Origin of the sequence: Microcoleus sp. D3_18_C2 (assembly GCF_036702395.1) — a bacterium.
Classification (GTDB): Bacteria; Cyanobacteriota; Cyanobacteriia; order Cyanobacteriales; family Microcoleaceae; genus Microcoleus.
In genome coordinates, this window is the sequence record NZ_JAUBTG010000003.1 from 38208 (window position 1) to 56529 (window position 18322).

Genomic DNA, 18322 nt, shown 5'->3' on the forward strand with positions numbered 1-18322 from the left:
GTTAATTGAGGAACTAGAAAGCCACGCACCCTAACGAGTATAGATAAACCCACCCTTATAAATTCAGCAATTGTAGAATCCGCTGAAGCGGAATTTCCGCGAAATCTAAGCGGTAATTGAGTTCGTAGGCTAGCTCGGCAACCGCTTTTTCCAAAATGTAAGCATCCAGCAAAACTTGTAGTTCCGGTATAGATTTGGGCAAGAAACTTGCATCGGCGGCAGTCGCCAAATAACTCTTGACAAAAGTTAGGCTGACCCAGCGGTGCCAAACGTTCGCCCACTGCTGCATCTCCGGGAGATTTTCAGGGCGAATCATGCCACTTTCTACTTCATTGCGGAGTGCCAAAGTAACAGCGTAACTTATAGATTGCAGCATTCCTGCAACATCTCGCAGGGGCGACCTCTTCATCCGCCGCTCGCTTAAGGGTCGATCGCGTTCTCCTCCGAAATCAATAATTACGAAGTCTTTGCCTGTATAAAGAACTTGCCCGAAATGAAAGTCCCCGTGACACCGAATTCTATCGGCGGTGATTCTCAAGTTCAAAATAGACTTGAAACGTTCCATGATCAGCTCTTCGCGGTTGAGGAGCTTTTGCGCCGATTTTTGTATTTCTGGCGGCAGTTTGGACAGCCGTTTTTTCAGCTCCAGCAAAGTTCTTCCTGCCAGATTTCTCATGTATTGATAGATGGAACGCTGGTAAAACGAGGTAAAGCTTTCTGGGGCAAAAGCGGGATTTTCTATGTCAGAAGCTAAAGCGAGGTGAAGTTCGGCTGTCCGCTGACCTAAAAGTTCGGCTGATGCTAAGTAAGAGCCGATGAGTTCGCGAGCTAATGCCGGAATTTCTAGGGATAAATCGGCTACTAGCGAGTTTTGCTGCCGCTGGGTTTGTCCGGTCAAAGCGTTCGGCAAATAATTTTCGGGGGCAGTAGATAAATTCTCGCCGGAATGCTTTGCTTCTACTGTCATTACTTGCTCGAAATAGTCGCGCAGCGTGTCTAATGTATAAGACCAAGCATCTACGCTGTCGGGGATTAATTTTTGTAGGATTCCGACTGTAAGGACTTGTTTTGCTGGTGTGTGATATTCCAATGCTCCGGCAATTGGAGCGTAGTGTTGGATCGAGTTGCGCTCTGTTAAAAAGCGTCCGATTTCTAATTCGGGGTTGATTCCTTCCTCGATTTTTCGCAATATTTTCAGGACGAAGCGGTCGCCGTAACCTGCGGATGTATTGCTTTGTTCTTTTTTGAACAGGTGAGGTTCGAGCTGCGCTAACTCTTCTTCTGATTTGAATGCACGGTCGGCAATTCCTAGCAGTTGACCTGCAACACCTCTGTAACTGCGAGAATTGGCGATCGCTCCCAGCAGCGCGCTCAGAAAACCTTTCTCCCCAGCAGCATCAAATAGTACCCCGATTTCCTTTTTGGTTTCTGGGAAGTGCAGGCGCGCGATCGCCCGATCGTCCACATCGCCTTTAATCTCTTCCCAACCTAAAGGCAAAACGTAAGTTTCCGGCATACCTTCAGTATAATTCAACTGCAAGAACAGAATGTAAACTTGAGATTGCTCCCCCGCACTATCTTTACATTCAACCGATACAATCTCACTTATTTCTAAAGATTGAATTGTCCGATCCGTACCGCTAAACCAGCGATTGCGCCGCAAGTATCCCGGCAAAATATTAAGCAGCATATCGCTTAACTGAGTTGTAGCGAAAGCAGTTTTCCAATTGCCTATCACCGCCAAAGTAGGCAAGTCTGTGGGAACACCGTGCAGCGAAAAATCTTCGTGTTTAACAGTAAGAGTAAACCAGTAAAACGTGTGAGGACTCAAGCTCAAAAAGTAAGGAGCCTCGCCAACAGCAGGAAACTCCGTGCGGCCGAAAATCTCCACCGGAACAGCACCTTTAAAGGGCGAAAGGTCTAATTCTGCCGTCTGGACGAAGCGTGACAAATTAGCCACTACGAGGATGTGTTCGTCTTGATAAGTGCGTACAAAAGCTAAAACTTTGCGGTTTTCCGGGTACAGAAACTCGCAAGTTCCGCGGCCGAATGCTTGGAAGCGCTGCCTAATTGCAATCAGGCGTTTCATCCACCACCACAGAGAACTCGGATTCGCCCGCTGCGCGTCCACGTTAACAGATTCGTAGTGATATTCAGGGTCAACAATTGGCGGTGCGTAAAGCCGCTGCGGGTTGGCGCGACTAAAACCGGCATTGCGATCGCCACTCCACTGCATCGGAGTTCTCACCCCATTGCGATCGCCCAAATAGATATTGTCTCCCATGCCAATTTCATCGCCGTAGTAAAGCACCGGCGTACCCGGAAGAGACAGCAGCAAAGCATTCATCAACTCGATACGGCGGCGGTTATTTCCCATCAAAGGAGCCAAACGGCGGCGGATGCCCAAATTAATTCTCGCCTGAGTGTCTTGAGCGTAAACCCGATACATATAATCTCGGTCTTCATCACTCACCATTTCCAGCGTCAATTCATCATGATTCCGCAAAAATAATGCCCACTGACAATTATTGGGAATATGCGGAGTTTGCTGGAGAATGTCGCTAATTGGGAAGCTATCTTCCATATGCAAAGCCATAAATAAACGCGGCATCAGTGGAAAATGAAAGTTCATGTGACATTCATCCCCAGCAGCGTAATATTCAACTGCATCCTCCGGCCACTGATTCGCCTCAGCCAGCAGCATCCGGTTCGGGAATTTCTCATCTACGTGCTTCCGCAATTGCTTCAGGAATACGTGAGTTTCTGGCAGGTTTTCGCAATTAGTACCTTCGCGCTCGTACAGGTAAGGCACCGCATCCATCCGCAGTCCGTCTACTCCCAGTGCCAACCAGAAATCTACCACATCTAAGATGGCTTGGCGGACGGCAGGATTGTCGTAATTCAAATCCGGTTGGTGGGAATAAAAACGGTGCCAGTAATAAGCTTTTGCTACCGCATCCCAAGCCCAATTAGATGTTTCAAAATCTTGGAAAATAATCCGAGCATCTTGATATTTTTCCGGCGTGTCGCTCCACACATAAAAATCTCTTTCGTTACTGCCTTTCGGGGCGCGGCGCGCTCGCTGAAACCAAGCGTGCTGGTCAGAAGTGTGGTTGACAATTAACTCAATAATGACTCGAATCCCCCGCTGGTGCGCTGCTTCTAAAAGGTCTTTAAAATCCTCTAATGTGCCGTAAATTGGGTTGACGGTGGTATAGTGAGATGTATCGTAGCCGTCGTCTCGGAGCGGCGAGGGAAAAAATGGCAGTACCCAAATTGCTGTTACTCCCAAGTTTTGCAGGTAATCCAGTTTTTCTGTCAGTCCTCTAAAGTCGCCGATGCCGTCTGCATTGCTGTCGGCAAAAGCCCGAACTGGTACTTCGTAAATAATTGCGTCTTTGAACCACAAGGGGTCGTCATTTAACATTGAGTTTGGCATGATTTGTAGCGATGATTGGTAATTAGTAATTTGTACTTAAAATTTGGTAATTGGGATGTGTTAGTTCCCATCCAAACTGATAAATCATAACTTATAATTGGGTCGCTATTCCTCATGCCAGCGGCAGACTTTTAATCGTAATTTATTAACGCAAAACTTATAATTTCTTAACTATAAAGTCTCAACAATCTGTTTTGCTATTTCGGATACAGTTCACAATCCGGGTACTGTGCTAGCTACCGATGCGCGGTGCCCACCCTACATACTCTCGCTCTCTCCCGTTCTTCTCCTCTGGGGCTGGCGTCAAAGGTGCGGTATTTACTACCTGCCGGACGGTTGCCACGACATTACAGTATCTTGACGTTTCTTACTAATTTTCGTTACATTAGTTTACATAAAGCAACAAAACTTAAGGAACAAGCAAATATGGCTATTGTAATCTCTCTTTTAATCGTCGGTTGGGTCGCAGCAGCATTAATTGGCACTCAAGCATATTTCCTGGGCGAACAGTCAAAGCCCATCCACGAGCGGAATTGGAACGATGAGTCTTTTGAACAACTGGCAAAATCAGTGACGGGAACAGAAGTTGACTACCGCGTTCGCGTTCCTGCCTACAGCATGGATGCCTATGGCAGCCGCACGATGAGCAATTCGTAATATTAAGTAGCAGGCTTGACTATTTTCAAGAACAGGCAAGATGCCTGTTGCACAAGCAGATTTATTTTTTGTGCAACAGGCATCTTGCCTGTTCTTAATTTTTGAATTACAGGCAAGATGCCTGTTCCACAAGCAGATTAATTTTTGTGAAACAGGCCATAAATAATTATCGAAGTGTAATCGGCAAAATTCTCACCCTAGAGCGCGTTTCATCCACAGAAATGAACGCCCCCGACTCAATTTGTGGCTCAAATTGATGGAACACTTCCACAATCAAACTCTCTATATTAGCAGGCAGCACGTCTTGAATACGGACTTGAATGACACTGGGAGCATCAGCTTGGGTTGCGGCCAGCAGTGCGCCAAAATCTAAATCATGAGTGAATACGGCATAGTCATTTACTCGCGCCCACTCCATAATAACGCGATCGGTGGCACGAGGATCGCCGACTGTAGACCAATGAAGAGACTCTATTCCGTATTTAGTAAATACGACAGTCCATTCAGGTGACAGGTTCATATCAATCAAAATTTTCACGCTATTTTGAGAGGAATTTCTACTTCTTCAACTCGCCACGCTGCATAGGCAAGTGCTTCATATATATCTGCTTCTTCCAGGTAGGGATAAGCCTGCAAAATGCCTGACGGTAAGTGTCCCGATGCCATCAGTCCGACTATAGTACCCACAGTGACTCGCAAGCCGCGAATGCAGGGTTTTCCTCCCATTACTTCTGGATTCAGAGTGATTCTAGTTAGTTGTTTCATGATTTTAAACTACCAGGCTTTCTGGGACAAAAGAAGATTAATTTTTGGTGGAACAGGCATCTTGCCTGTTCCTAACTATTCGGTAACTACAAACTGTTACCTGTCAGCGCTGGGCGAGACTCTTTTTTGCGAAATTGCAAAGTGTTATTTTCGCAGTCGATCGCAATTGTATCACCCTCCACAAACGCATTTTCCAGAATCTTGTTAGCCAGCGGGTTTTCCAGCTCCCGCTGGATAGCGCGTTTCAAGGGACGAGCGCCGTAAACCGGGTCGTAACCAACATCTGTGATATGGTTTTTCGCCGCATCCGACAGTTCCAAAGTAATTTTTTGCTCGGCCAACAAACGCTCGATCCGCTTCACTTGAATGCTGACAATTTGCCGCAATTCGACCTTGCTCAAAGTGTGGAACAAAATTATCTCGTCCACCCGATTGAGAAATTCGGGCCGGAAGTGCGATCGCAGCGCTGTCATCACCCGTTTTAACATCTGTTCGTACTCTTGGTCTGTCTCCCGGTCTTGAGTCAATAAATTTTCATTTTCGCTCTTGTTTTCAGTCTTGTTTTCACTCTTACTTACACTATCAACCTCAACTCGCTGGGCCGACACCTCAACAGTACCATCGGCAGCCACTTTATAATCTGTCTTTTGACTTGACAAATCTTTCGTTTCCTGCTTCCGGCTAGCAGGTTTTTTGACGGTTTTTTCCTTCTTAGTAAACACGTCTAAAATGTGATCGCTGCCGATATTGCTAGTCATCACAATTACAGTATTTCTAAAGTCAACCACTCGACCTTGAGAATCGGTAATTCTGCCGTCATCCAACACTTGCAGCAAAATGTTAAATACGTCCGGGTGCGCTTTTTCCACTTCGTCAAACAGCACTACCGAATAAGGATGTCTCCGCACTGCTTCGGAAAGTTGTCCCCCTTCATCGTAACCGACATATCCGGGAGGAGCTCCTACCAACCGAGAAACGCTGTGTTTCTCCATGTATTCCGACATATCGATGCGGACGATCGCATCATCGCTGTCAAACAAAAACTCCGCCAACGCCCGCGCTAACTCAGTTTTTCCCACGCCTGTCGGGCCCATAAACAAGAAAGAGCCGATCGGCCTGCCGGGGTCTTTCATCCCCGCCCTAGCGCGCCGAATTGCCGCCGCCACGGCTGTTACAGCTTCCTCTTGACCGATGACTTTTTGGTGCAAGTGTTTTTCCAATTGCAGCAATTTTTGGCGTTCTGATTCCAACAATCGGTTAACCGGAATGCCCGTCCATTTAGCGACAATTTCCGCAATATCGCCCTCAGTAACTTTTTCGCGCAGCAGGGAAGAACCTTGAGCTTGCTGTTTCAAAAGTTCCGCTTCTTTCGCTTCGCGATCGCGCACCGCCGTTTCCAACTTGCCGTACTTTAACTGGGCGGCTTTATTCAAATCGTAAGCCCTTTCTGCTTGTTCGATTTGGACTCGCAGTTGGTCTTCTTCTGCTTTCAATTTATTGATTGCATCCAACAACTGCTTTTCGCCCAACCACTGAGAGGACAATTTTTCCTGCTTAACTTTTAAAATGTCAATCTCAGATGTGATGCGTTCGACGCGGAAGCCGAGCCCAGGGGCTAGAGCTCCTTTTCCTTCGCCTTCGATCGACAATTTTTCCATTTCCAACTGCATCACCCGGCGGTCGATTCCTTCCAATTCCACAGGTTTAGAGGTAATCTCCATTTTCAAGTGGGCGGCCGCTTCATCTACCAGGTCGATCGCCTTGTCCGGCAAAAAGCGATCGGAAATATAGCGAAAAGACAGAGTTGCAGCAGCTACCAGGGCCGAATCAGTAATTTTTACCCCGTGGTGGCGTTCGTAACGGTCTTTCAATCCGCGCAAAATCGAAACAGTATCTTCAACGCTGGGTTCGCCGACAAATACTTGTTGAAAGCGGCGTTCCAGGGCTGGATCTTTTTCAATATTCTTGCGGAATTCGTCGAGAGTTGTAGCGCCGATGCAGCGCAATTCGCCTCTCGCCAACATGGGTTTCAACAAATTTCCCGCATCCATTCCCGAACCGGAACTGCCGCCGCCACCAGTCCCGACAACCGTGTGCAATTCGTCAATAAATAGGACAATTTGCCCGTCGGAATCGATGACTTCCCGCAGGACTGATCGCAATCGTTCTTCAAATTCGCCCCGGAATTTTGCCCCAGCAATTAAACTGCCCATGTCAAGGCTAAATAGCTGGCGATTTTTCAAAGATTCCGGTACGTCGCCGTTGACAATTCGCTGGGCTAAACCTTCGGCGATCGCAGTTTTTCCGACTCCGGGATCGCCAATTAACACCGGATTGTTTTTTTGGCGGCGGGAAAGAACTTGTACCACGCGGCGGATTTCCTCGTCGCGGCCGATTACTGGGTCGAGTTTGCCGGCTTTGGCGGCTTCTGTCAAATCGCGGCCGTATTTGCTGAGGGCCTCGGAGTTAGCTTCGCCATCTTGATCTTGCGCTTTAGCGTTGCTGCGGCTGCCTTTCCCCGTTTCGGATTTTTTTTCTTGGGCTTTAGCAGTGGCGCGGAAAGATTTAATGGCTTCTTCGAGTTTTGGTCGATCGAGTGTACCGGCTGGGGGTTTGCGATCGTAACCGGGGCGACCAGGCGGGCCGTCGCCTTTTGTCAGCAACCTGCGGCCGACTCGTTCGTCTTCTACTAAGCCAATTAATAAATGTTCAACGGCGATAAAATTATCTTGCCAAGTCGCCCTGGTGGCCTCGGCAACATCTAACATCACTTCTAAGCCGCGACCGAGATATAGTTGGTCAGCGTTGGCAACTCTGGGCTGTCGTTTGGCAAAAGCATCTAACTGCTGGGCCAAGCGGGTGGCATCTACCCCAGCCAAGCTGAGAATGGTGTTTGCTGTCGCGAGCTGTTCGAGAAGGGCGATGGCTAAATGTTCAACCTCTAGCTGCTGATTGGCAAAGCGGCGGGCTACATCCTGGGATTTGACAATGGCTTCCCAGGCTTGATCTGTAAATTTGCTAGGGTCTGTTGGCTGCACGTTGGTTCCTCGCAATCAAGGGGATTCCTGTTGTTATCCGTTAATACATCGTCTCACAACCATCATAATCTTTAAACAGGATTATGAATTTATGAGTGCGGTTAACTAGGGCGGAAGTTGTGAAATAATTGACAAGATTGAAAAAGCTTACAGTCCGTAATCCACCCCGAAATTTGCTGCGGTGAGACTCACATCTTGCGCCATTCTCCAGAACGGGCAAGATGCCCGTTCCACAAAAGATAAATTTTCTTGTGGAACAGGCCGAAAAGCCTGTTCATAAAAGGCTAACTGACAATGGTGCAACATATGAGTTCAGACAGACTAGGGCGATTTCCTTCGGGATAGGTTCGCTGGCCGTACTTATAAAAATATTGCCACAAACAAGATTTTTTATCGGCTGAGATATATGCTATTTCCCACTTACCAATTTTTAGTATTTTTCCTAATTATTTTTAGCGCGATCGTCTCTGTGAAACCCCAAGTCGATTTGTATAAAATTGTCTTGTTAGTTTCCAGTTTATTATTTTATTCCTTTTGGAGTTTTGACTTTCTCTTGCTCCTGATTTTCTCTACAGTCTACAATTATATCATTCTCCGGGTGCTCTGCAAGAGTAAATATAAAAAATTTGCTTTAATCTCCGGTCTAATTTTCAACATTGGCTATCTCGGCATCTTTAAATATTACAACTTCTTTGTAACTTCCTTATTTGAGGTACTGAATCAGCTACAAATTCCCGCCGACTTTCCAGTTTTGCAAATAATCGCCCCCGTCGGCGTGTCTTTCTACACTTTTAGAATAATTTCCCATTTAATCGACTGCTACCAGCAAAAAATCCCTTGTCCGAATTTTGTAGACTATGCCGCCTACATTACCTATTTTCCGCAAATTGCCTCCGGGCCAATCTCGCGAGCTCGCGAATTTTACTGGCAGCTAAATTCACCGGAAAAATACGACTATAAAATTGAAGAAGTTATAGTTTTGATTTTGTCTGGACTCTTCAAAAAATATACTTTATCGAGCTTTTTGTTTAACTTCACTGACTTGCCATTCAAAGTCCCGCAGCAGTACAGCAGCATCGATTTAATCCTCGCGGCAATTTCCTATTCCTGTTTGATTTACGTAGATTTCAGCGGCTACTCGGATTTAGCCAACGGCATCTCCTGTTTGCTGGGTTTCAAACCCATTGCTAACTTTAATATGCCATACCGATCGCTCAGCCTGCAAGAATTTTGGAAAAGGTGGCACATCAGTCTTTCAGAGTGGCTGAGGGATTACGTTTACTTTCCCTTTGGTGGTAACAAATACGGCAAGTTGAGGAAGTACGTAAATTTACTGATGACAATGGCGATCGGTGGATTGTGGCACGGCGCAGGTTTAAACTTTATTTTCTGGGGAGCAATTCACGGTTTAGGATTAATTGTCAACCATTTATGTAAAGATATCCCCCAAGCTATCCACTTTAAATTAGACTATGCCTTTCCCAGATTTGCTAAATTTTGCAGTTGGTTGTTAACATTTAGTTTTGTTACTTGTAGCTGGGTATTTTTTGGCACTCCCAACTGGGAAACGGCGGTGAGCTTTTTTGAAGGAATTATCCATCCTGTCGTCGCAACTTTTCAATTTAACTTCTGGCAATTGTATTTAGTAATTGCAGTCATTGGCGCGATCAACTTGTGGGGCGATCGCATCTCCCAACTATTGCAAACCGTATTGTCATTAAAAAACATTTTCTTCCGAGTTGTCTTAGTTTCGCTGCTCGTGTATACTATCTTGATGTTGGGGCCTAGTACCGTTCCGCCTTTTATTTACTTTAATTTCTAAGAAATATGAAAGACCGGGAAATTTTACTGATTGTTACTTCTGTAATTCTCACTTTAATCTTTTCAAACTTATCATTATTTCTCAAAAGCTTTGCTTCAACTCCTTTCGCAAGTCCAGAAATTAAACAAGCCGCGCGCCAGATCGAAATAGACGGTTTCCGAAAATCCGAACAAGATTTTTGGAGCAAAATTAAAGATATTAACTTCGATAGCCTCCCCAAAGAATCAGAACTTCCTCCTGTCCAAACCGAAACGAAAACTGCCGTTCAACCCCCTCAGCCTGCCACTGCTAAAAAACCAACTCAAGGGAAAAAAACAACCCCAGCTAAACCCAAACTGACCATACCTTATCGCAGATTTTTATTTATTGGAGATTCCGTAATGTTCGACTTAGGAATTCAACTCCAGTACACTCTTAAGAAAAAATACAATATCGCCGATACGAAAATTGACTACAAGGTCTCGACCGGATTAAATCGGATAGATTATTATGATTGGTATGCCAGAAGTCGCCAAACAATTAATAATTACCAGCCGGATGTAGTGATAGTTTTGTTTGGAGCCAATGACCGTCAAAATATTATAGATTCTCAAGGAAAAGCCCGGGCTGTTATGAGCAAAGAATGGCAAAAAGCTTATCAAGAAAGAGTTGAAAAATATGCCAATTTACTGGATTCGTCATCCGTGAGAAAAGTGTATTGGGTCGGTCAATCGATGCCCAACAAATCTTCCTATCTCAAAGCTTTTCCCATCATGAACAATATTTATAAGACTGCCAGTAAATCTTCATCAAAAATCGAATTTATTTCTACTTGGGAGACATTTGGACAAGGCGGAAAATTTGTTCCAGTAGTTGCTAATAAATCGGGTAAGCGAGGCTATGTAAAAAATAATGACGGCTTGCACTTTACCTCCCACGGAGCTCAAATTATCAGCGACTTAATCGTTGACAAAATGGTGAGCGACAAAATCTTAAAAGCTCCGACCAAGAAATGACGAGAGTAGGTTGGTTTTTGTGACTCAACTCAACCAAATTTTTTGACATTTCACCGATTAATGCAAGATAATATATTTAGTTTGGGACGCACATTGGTCTCGATCAACTAGGTTTATAGGGAAAATCTAGGATTGAGTTATAATAAATTTACTCATGAAACCGGGTTTATAACTCCCTATGCGTCCAGGACTAATATTGACAAAAAGCCACAGTAAATGTAATGCTGAATTCAGCATCCAACAACGGCCTCCATATCTAGCAATTGTCATGGCGACAAATTATGACGAGCAATATGTGGAAACTCGATCGCACTAACATCCCTGAGTCAATGGGGTGCAGTGGCACAGCGCTAATCTTCACTCTCACTAAATATACTCAACCTTGGCAAAGAATAAACCTAGTTGAAAAAATCCTGCAACAGTGCGGCATCGAGCCTTTTGCTGAAGTTTTGGGCGTACCCAACAGCGGAATATTCAGAGAAAATATACCGGAATCCGTCAGAAAACCGCATCCGAATTTGCTGTTTCGCGCTTTGGCAATTCAAGCATTGGGGAAGGTGCGAGAGGGGCTGATATCAAGTGAGAGAACGGCTAGAGCAAGTAATTTTAGCAAAAATCTGCTGGCGGCGTTAGAACAGGAAGCACGAGGGGGCTCGACTCCTTTAATTCGGTGGTCTGCGGCTGTTAGTATTAAGTCAATGTGGTTGGATGAAGTAGGGCAACAACAAGGCAAGGAAGGTGCTGTCAATTCCACAATCAATGCAGGGGAAATTGAGCGGCTGGTTGTAGAAGAGCAAATTCAACTATTAGCAAGCAACAAATTTGCTTTGGACGACAGCCGCAGACATGACAGCGGTAAGGAATATGAGAATTGTCTCGATTTTTGGGTGTACGGCCCTAGCTGGCTGCTGCCGAGCCTGCCAATGGATTGCGAGGAATATCTGTTTTGGATCGATCGAGTATTTGCTGCGATCGCACTTAGGGATTCCTACAAATTGAATGCCGAAAACGATGCAGCAGTAACAAACTTTTTGGAAGTTGCGGAAAATAATTTTAATGACTTAGAATTCTCCAAAATACTTGCCAAAATTTTTGATTTCCTGCACCACCCGGAAGCGAAAGTCAAAAATCTAGCTGCCATTATTTTAGCACCCTACAAAGACAAGCTGGAGCAAAAATCGGCGCAGATTCTGACAGCGATCCTATATAAATTTCAGGTAAAATATAAGCCTTTACAATCCCTGACTCTTCCCGAAATTGAGGAGTACAAAGCGTCACTGTATTTCGGTAAAATGGAAATTGACGACTTGTATTGTGAGGCTTTGGCGCTGTGCGGCGATCGGGATGTCGAACTCGCAAGTTTGTTGTCAGCTAAACAGAGGGAATACCAAAATACTGTAGATGAGCAGATCAACAATCTCAGCAAGTTAGTTAAGTCGATCGTAGATTGCCAGAGCTTGTTAGATGCAAATAGGGAACTTTTGTATTTAACTATAGAGCGGCTGCAAAAATGGGATTACACCCTAGGTCATAAACTGTCTGTGCACCGCAAGAAACTCCAAAATCTCAGTTTTGACAAAAGCACATCCGAGCAGTGCATAAACCTCGACAACGAGCTAAATTCTCTCAGAGATTCTTTGCAATATACTTTGTATGAAGTCACATCCAAAATTAACAGCCTAATTAGAGATTTAGAACTTTCTGTGTCTAAAAATCACAAGACTGCAACAGATATCTTTAAATGGACATGGGTATTGTTCGGGGTGTGGTTTTCAGTAGGGCTGCTCTTGTATTTATCGGATTCAGTGATTAACTCGCTGTTTACCGTCAGCTACACAAGCGAATTTCTAGTTTGTTGGAATATTTTATTTAGTGTAATGCTGGTATTTTTGTTAGTATTAGCTATATTTTTTTCGGCGATCGCTGCTTTAGACAAGCGCCGAGAATCTAAATTAATTCCTAAATTTGATAGCTTAAGCCAAATAGGGAGCAGTTTTTCTGTGTTGTGGCAAAAAATATATTTGCAGCAGTTTGTACCGTCGGTGCGATCGCATTAAAAGTGTTAAAAACCCCCTAAATCCCCTCAGTAGGGTGCGTCAGAGAAAGAGTTTCAACTTAACTCAAAAAAATTGTTTCTGACGCACCCTACCAGGACTAGAGGACGAACTCTAAGATGCGGTTGTTGCTGCTACTTTCTGAGTGTTGCTACCTTGATTTTCCAGTTGAATTAATTCAACTTTATATCCATCTGGGTCTTGCACAAAAGCGATGACTGTTGAACCGTGCTTCATCGGGCCGGGTTCGCGACTAACTTTACCGCCACGAGCTTTAATTTCTTCGCAAGTACCGTAAATGTCGTCAACGCCGATCGCAATATGACCGTAAGCATCCCCTAAATTGTACTGTTCGACGCCCCAGTTGTATGTTAATTCCAAAACTGTAGTGTCGGATTCATCGCCGTAGCCCACAAAAGCCAGAGTAAATTTACCGTCTGGATAGTCCTTTTTTCGCAGTAATTTCATGCCCAGAACCTCGGTGTAAAATTTGAGGGATTCTTCCAGGTTGCCGACTCGGAGCATCGTGTGTAGTAGTTGCATTTAGCTCACTCCAAATTTTTTAAGCTTTCATCTATTTTAGCGATTTCTTGCTGAAAAAACTCGCGCCTCAACCGTCGCAATTGCCGCAGGTTGACAACTGTCTATTTGATTTAGCTTTGTACTTCCACCACACCCCGAAACATATTCATGCCGCAAGTAAATAGGTATCGTCCAGGTTTTTGAGGGGTGAATTCAACAGCCGTTACCTGATTTAGAGGCAATTCTCGCACAATGTGAAAATCTGGTAACAACACTTTTTCAAGACAACTGTTGGGGTCGCGCCTCAAGAAATTGAGCCTGACTAATTGACCTGCTTTCACAACTACAGTGGCAGGCTCATAACCCCCGTCTACAGTAATATTCAACTCTTGTATACCCTGAATAGATTCAGCTTGCTGCCCTTTAGATTTACTGAACAAAAACCACCACAATTCTAAACCTATTAATGTCAAACCACCTATTGTGACGCCAACTTTTAAACCTAGTGGCTGTTCAATGCTGCGGAATTGAGTCGTTGAAGTAGAATGCTGGACGGACATTTCTGAAGCTTGAACTCCCGATGCAATTCCCATCACAAGTCCTAAACTCGCGAGACTTCCCGAAATTTGACGATGGTGTAACATTTTTCTCATTCCTCCAAATTTATGCACTAGATTTGGCTTGAAAATTCCGCAAGCGCAAAGCATTAGTAACTACAGAGACTGAACTGAAAGCCATTGCTGCACCGGCGATAATTGGATTTAGCAGCCAGCCAAAAATGGGGTACAAAATGCCCGCCGCGATCGGGATTCCAGCGATGTTGTAAATAAACGCAAAAAACAGATTTTCGCGGATGTTCCGCATGGTGGCGCGGGAAAGTTTAATTGCTGTAACTATGCCTTGCAAATCGCCTGAAATTAAGGTAATGTCGCTGGCGGCGATCGCCACATCGGTGCCGGTGCCGATCGCAATTCCCACGTCAGAAGCGGCCAAAGCTGGTGCATCGTTAATCCCGTCTCCCACCATCGCGACAATTTTTCCTCCCCGTTGCAGGGCTTGAATTTGAGCTGCTTTTTGGTCGGGTCTAACTTCGGCAAAAACGCGAGTAATGCCCACGGATTGGGCGATCGACTCCGCCGTCGCGCGATTATCTCCAGTCAGCATCGCCACCTCCAAACCGAGTTTTTGAAGCGCTTTCACCGCCTGCGCTGACGACGGTTTGAGAGCATCCGCAATGCCCAGAATTGCCTCTATTTTGCCTTCTACAGCCATCCAAACAACCGTTTTGCTCGCAGCTTCCAAAGCTCTCGCGCGCAGTTCCAGATATTCAGTATCGCAGCCTAGTTCCTGCATCCACCTCAGCGTTCCCAGGGCGATCGACTTTCCGCCTACAACCCCGCGAACACCACTCCCCGCGATCGCCTCAAAATCCTTAACATCCGTCAAATTCACCTCTTGAGATTGAGCATACCTCACAACAGCTTCCCCCAAAGGATGCTCCGAATTTCGCTCTACAGACGCCGCCAATTGCAGCAACTTTAACTCATTGCTATTCGCCGTTCCTTTAATTGTCACAAAATCAGTTACAGTCGGCTTGCCTTCAGTAAGAGTTCCTGTTTTATCTAATACGATAATTTGGATTTTATGAGCCAATTCTAAACTCTCGGCTCCTTTAATTAAAATCCCATTTTCTGCACCTTTCCCAGTTCCCACCATCACAGCAGTCGGAGTCGCCAAACCCAAAGCGCAGGGACAGGCAATAATCAGCACTTCCACCATTGTCACTGTGGCTAGAGTGAAGTTTCCCGTCGCGTTAAACCAGATAATGAAAGTAGCTAAAGCGACGGCAATTACTACAGGAACAAACCAACCAGTCACTTGGTCTGCTAACTTTTGGATCGGTGCTTTTGACCCCTGTGCGTCCTGCACCATCTTGACAATTTGAGCTAAAAATGTATCTTTGCCAACTCTTGTCGCCCGAAACTTGAAACTGCCAGTTTTATTAATTGTGGCTCCGATAACTTCGTCGCCAAGCTGCTTTTTGACAGCCAAACTTTCTCCCGTAACCATTGCTTCGTCTACCGTCGAAGCCCCCTCAATTACCTCTCCATCTACGGGGATTTGCTCTCCCGGCCGCACCTGCACGATGTCGCCAATTTCCACTTGGGCGATCGGCACTTCCAACTCTTCCCCGTTGCGAATTATTCGAGCAGTTTTTGCTTGCAAACCCATGAGTTTGCGAATGGCTTCGGAAGTCTCTCCCTTCGCCCGATTTTCTATGGTTTTCCCCAACAAAATTAAGGCAATAACGCTGGCGGCAACTTCGTAGTAAACGCCAGAATTTAAACCTTGGGCTGTGAATAAACCTGGGAAAAATGTCACAAATACAGAATAAAAGTAAGCAGCACTTGTACCCAAGGCAATCAGAGTATCCATTGTTGCTACCCGCCGTTTTAGGGATTTCCAAGCTCCCACATAAAACGATTTCCCGCACCAAAATTGTACGGGTGATGTCAGCACTAATTGCAGCCAATAATTGTGCAGCCATGCGGGAATAAATGGCAGGTGCAAGCCGGTCATCGCTGGAATAGAACCCACCACTAGCAGGATGCTGATGATACCTGCTGTCCAGAGTTTTCGCTGCAAGGTTTGAGATTCCGATTTGCGATCGGCTTGTTCGGAATCATCCTCTGGCGCCGCCATTTCTGGAAGCGGCAAAGCTTCGTATCCCGCATCATCAACAGCAGATTGAATTGTTTCTAAGTCGGTTTGCTTGGAGTCGTATTGGATGGTTGCTTGTTCCATCCCAAAATTGACATGACACTCAATTACGCCGGGAACAGATTGGATTGCTTGTTCGACAGAGGCAGCACAAGAAGCACAACTCATGCCCCGCAATTTAAGTGTGAGATTGTCCATAGATGCCCTCCTAACTTATAAAGTTACCTTCTGTCTTCAAATGACCGAAAGCCCCCGGATTCATCCGTCCAGAAATAAAAAACCTGTATCCGAGAAAATTGCCCCCCGAATTTATCCGTAGGGTCAATGCTTCAATCTAAAATCTAAAATCTAAAATCGATTGACCTCGCCTAAAAACGGATAACGTGCGACGTACTCCTGTCGTGGAGAATCAAAAATTTTAGACTCTTGTTAAATCTCCCAGATTCAAAGCTGCAAGTAAATCTCAAATCTCAAATCTCAAATCTAAAATTGACTTGTTGGATAGCCAGCAGATGCGATCGCTTTCCTAACTTCACTTTCCGACTTAGCGGTGTGAATCGTGACCAATTTTGTCTTGAGATCCGCCTCAACGGTTGAGGCTGAGTCAATGGCTTGGACTGCTTTTGTGATTGTAGTCGCACAAGCAGAACAAGCCATCTTAGGCACTTTTAGCTGTAATGTCATAATTTGAACCTCAGCAGAAACTACTCTGCTCAATCAATGAATTAACTCTATTGTAAAGTCTCCAGTACACTGGAGAGTCAAGGGGAATTGCAAAATAAATCAGGAATTTATGAAAAAAGTGGTTTGACACGCTACCCATAGGGGTAAGGCGCGCACTGTGCACATACATAATTAGGTTGTGAGTTCTGTAAATCTTAACTTTGAGTGCGATCGACAGCACAGCAATAATTCTTTACAAGTTTGCCACAAAAATTTCATCCTAATTTCATTTATATGTGAAAAGCTGAAAATAAATGGCCATTTTAAGGATATAAGCTCTATGAAACCAATTTCATTGAAAACAGGCTTTGCAGCGCTGATGTTGACCGCCACAGCCGCTTTTACCAGTGGAGTGCTTGCAGCTTGTTCAAATGCCCCTTCCAGTGAAAGTCCCGCCCCAAATGTTACGGCTGCAACCGAAGCAAACAACAAGCAAGACGTGGTACAAGGCGGTGGCATGGGTGGCATGAATCATGGCATGAATCATGGCATGAATCACGATATGTCAATGGATTTAGGCCCTGCTGATGCCGACTACGATTTGCGATTTATTGATGGCATGACAGTACACCATCAAGGTGCTGTAAACATGGCTCAAGATGTGCTTAAACAATCCAAACGCCCGGAAATGAAAAAACTTGCCACTGATATAATTGCTGCTCAAAACCGCGAAATAAATCAAATGAAAGAGTGGCGAAAAACTTGGTATCCCAAAGCCAGCAGTACGCCGATGGCTTATCACGCTCCCATGGGTCACATGATGGCAATGACTCCCGAACAAATGCAAAGCATGATGATGAGCATGGATTTAGGGGCCGGTGACGACAAATTTGACTTGCGATTTATCAATGCGATGATTCCTCACCACGAAGGAGCTTTAGTGATGGCCCAAGATGCTTTGAACAAGTCAAAACGCCCAGAAATGAAGAAATTAGCTCAAGAAATTCTGACTTCGCAAAAGCAAGAAATTGAGCAAATGAAACAGTGGCGGCAAGCTTGGTACAAACAGTAATTTAGCAGCCCTAAACAAAACGTGACCCAAATCCCGAAAATGAGTGACATTAATCACAGTAGCTCAAGAGTTCCGAAAATACTTGCTTCACAAAAGCAAGTAATTGAACAAAGGAAAAAGTGGCGACAACCTTGGTAGACAAAGTAATATAGCTCGACTGTGGCTGTCAGCATTTGTCTGACTCCACCTCAGTTTCTTGAGAGTACCTACACATACTGTAGATAATGGAGCCGCCCTACCTCTAAAGTAGTATAAACTTACGTAATAATACTGTAGACAATTGCTCATCTCTACCTCTAAAGTAGTAGGTAAGTCAGTAAAAAGCTATATGGATAGAGAGGGTAGTGTATGATATTGAATAGCTTGGAATTAAACAACATTTATAAGTCAAATGCAGCCGTAGATGAGCTACTGAGCGCATTGACAAAAGAAATTGCAGCGCCAGCAGAGATAAAAAAACCTGAAAAAAATCTAAAGCATAATCGCTTGTCATTAGGCGAAACTTATCTTCATATTTTAGAATCTGGTGGGCATCTGGGCTGCTGAGGCGAAATTTCATCCTAATTTCATTTGA

Annotated in this window: 14 protein-coding genes; 6 read left to right on the plus strand and 8 right to left on the minus strand. The window is 44.9% G+C overall.

The features are described from left to right. Window positions 1-55 precede the first annotated feature (55 nt). A complete protein-coding gene (gene treS, locus QUA88_RS02845; protein WP_333270122.1) occupies window positions 56-3439 on the minus strand; it encodes a maltose alpha-D-glucosyltransferase in 3384 nt (1127 codons plus the stop codon). 426 nt (window positions 3440-3865) lie between these two features. Between treS and QUA88_RS02850 the strand changes: the two genes are divergently transcribed. Then, on the plus strand, window positions 3866-4096 hold the full coding sequence (locus tag QUA88_RS02850; RefSeq protein WP_333270125.1) for a photosystem II protein, Psb35-related: 231 nt from the start codon (window positions 3866-3868) through the stop codon (window positions 4094-4096). Window positions 4097-4262: 166 nt separating this feature from the next. On the opposite strand, the gene QUA88_RS02855 is transcribed toward QUA88_RS02850, so the two are convergent. The 3 genes from QUA88_RS02855 to QUA88_RS02865 form a co-directional block, all read right to left on the minus strand. Then, complete coding sequence (locus QUA88_RS02855) at window positions 4263-4634, minus strand: DUF5615 family PIN-like protein (RefSeq protein WP_333270128.1); 372 nt, start codon at window positions 4632-4634, stop codon at window positions 4263-4265. Beyond that, window positions 4631-4861 (minus strand): DUF433 domain-containing protein, encoded by a 231-nt coding sequence (locus QUA88_RS02860; protein WP_332947108.1) that lies wholly within the window; start codon window positions 4859-4861, stop codon window positions 4631-4633. The genes QUA88_RS02855 and QUA88_RS02860 overlap by 4 nt, the downstream gene beginning before the upstream one ends. 86 nt (window positions 4862-4947) lie before the next feature. Beyond that, the gene (locus tag QUA88_RS02865; RefSeq protein ID WP_333270132.1) at window positions 4948-7899 is read right to left on the minus strand and encodes an AAA family ATPase; all 2952 of its coding nucleotides are present in this window, start codon (window positions 7897-7899) and stop codon (window positions 4948-4950) included. 406 nt (window positions 7900-8305) lie between these two features. Between QUA88_RS02865 and QUA88_RS02870 the strand changes: the two genes are divergently transcribed. From QUA88_RS02870 to QUA88_RS02880, 3 genes are all read left to right on the plus strand, one after another. Further along, entirely contained in the window at window positions 8306-9721 is a 1416-nt protein-coding gene (locus QUA88_RS02870) for an MBOAT family O-acyltransferase (protein WP_333270135.1), read from the plus strand. Window positions 9722-9726: 5 nt separating this feature from the next. Next, window positions 9727-10716 (plus strand): DUF459 domain-containing protein, encoded by a 990-nt coding sequence (locus tag QUA88_RS02875; protein WP_333270138.1) that lies wholly within the window; start codon window positions 9727-9729, stop codon window positions 10714-10716. A gap of 281 nt (window positions 10717-10997) precedes the next feature. Continuing rightward, the gene (locus QUA88_RS02880; protein ID WP_333270141.1) at window positions 10998-12773 is read left to right on the plus strand and encodes a hypothetical protein; all 1776 of its coding nucleotides are present in this window, start codon (window positions 10998-11000) and stop codon (window positions 12771-12773) included. A gap of 111 nt (window positions 12774-12884) precedes the next feature. Here QUA88_RS02880 and gloA read toward each other — a convergent pair whose 3' ends face one another. The 4 genes from gloA to QUA88_RS02900 form a co-directional block, all read right to left on the minus strand. Next, on the minus strand, window positions 12885-13313 hold the full coding sequence (gene gloA, locus QUA88_RS02885) for a lactoylglutathione lyase (protein WP_333270144.1): 429 nt from the start codon (window positions 13311-13313) through the stop codon (window positions 12885-12887). A 110-nt stretch (window positions 13314-13423) separates the two neighbouring features. Further along, window positions 13424-13936 (minus strand): cupredoxin domain-containing protein, encoded by a 513-nt coding sequence (locus QUA88_RS02890; RefSeq protein ID WP_333052872.1) that lies wholly within the window; start codon window positions 13934-13936, stop codon window positions 13424-13426. 19 nt (window positions 13937-13955) lie between these two features. Next, window positions 13956-16211, minus strand: coding sequence for a heavy metal translocating P-type ATPase (locus tag QUA88_RS02895; RefSeq protein WP_333270147.1), 2256 nt, complete (start codon window positions 16209-16211; stop codon window positions 13956-13958). A 285-nt stretch (window positions 16212-16496) separates the two neighbouring features. Further along, the gene (locus tag QUA88_RS02900) at window positions 16497-16697 is read right to left on the minus strand and encodes a heavy-metal-associated domain-containing protein (protein WP_333208623.1); all 201 of its coding nucleotides are present in this window, start codon (window positions 16695-16697) and stop codon (window positions 16497-16499) included. Between the two features lie 319 nt (window positions 16698-17016). On the opposite strand from QUA88_RS02900, the gene QUA88_RS02905 reads away from it, so the two are divergent. After that, window positions 17017-17748 carry a DUF305 domain-containing protein gene (locus QUA88_RS02905; protein WP_333262808.1) on the plus strand — a complete coding sequence of 244 codons (732 nt, stop codon included), beginning with the start codon at window positions 17017-17019 and terminating at the stop codon, window positions 17746-17748. 348 nt (window positions 17749-18096) lie between these two features. Further along, window positions 18097-18294: a hypothetical protein gene (locus tag QUA88_RS02910; protein WP_333208625.1), complete on the plus strand. Its 198-nt coding sequence runs from the start codon at window positions 18097-18099 to the stop codon at window positions 18292-18294. Window positions 18295-18322 lie beyond the last annotated feature (28 nt).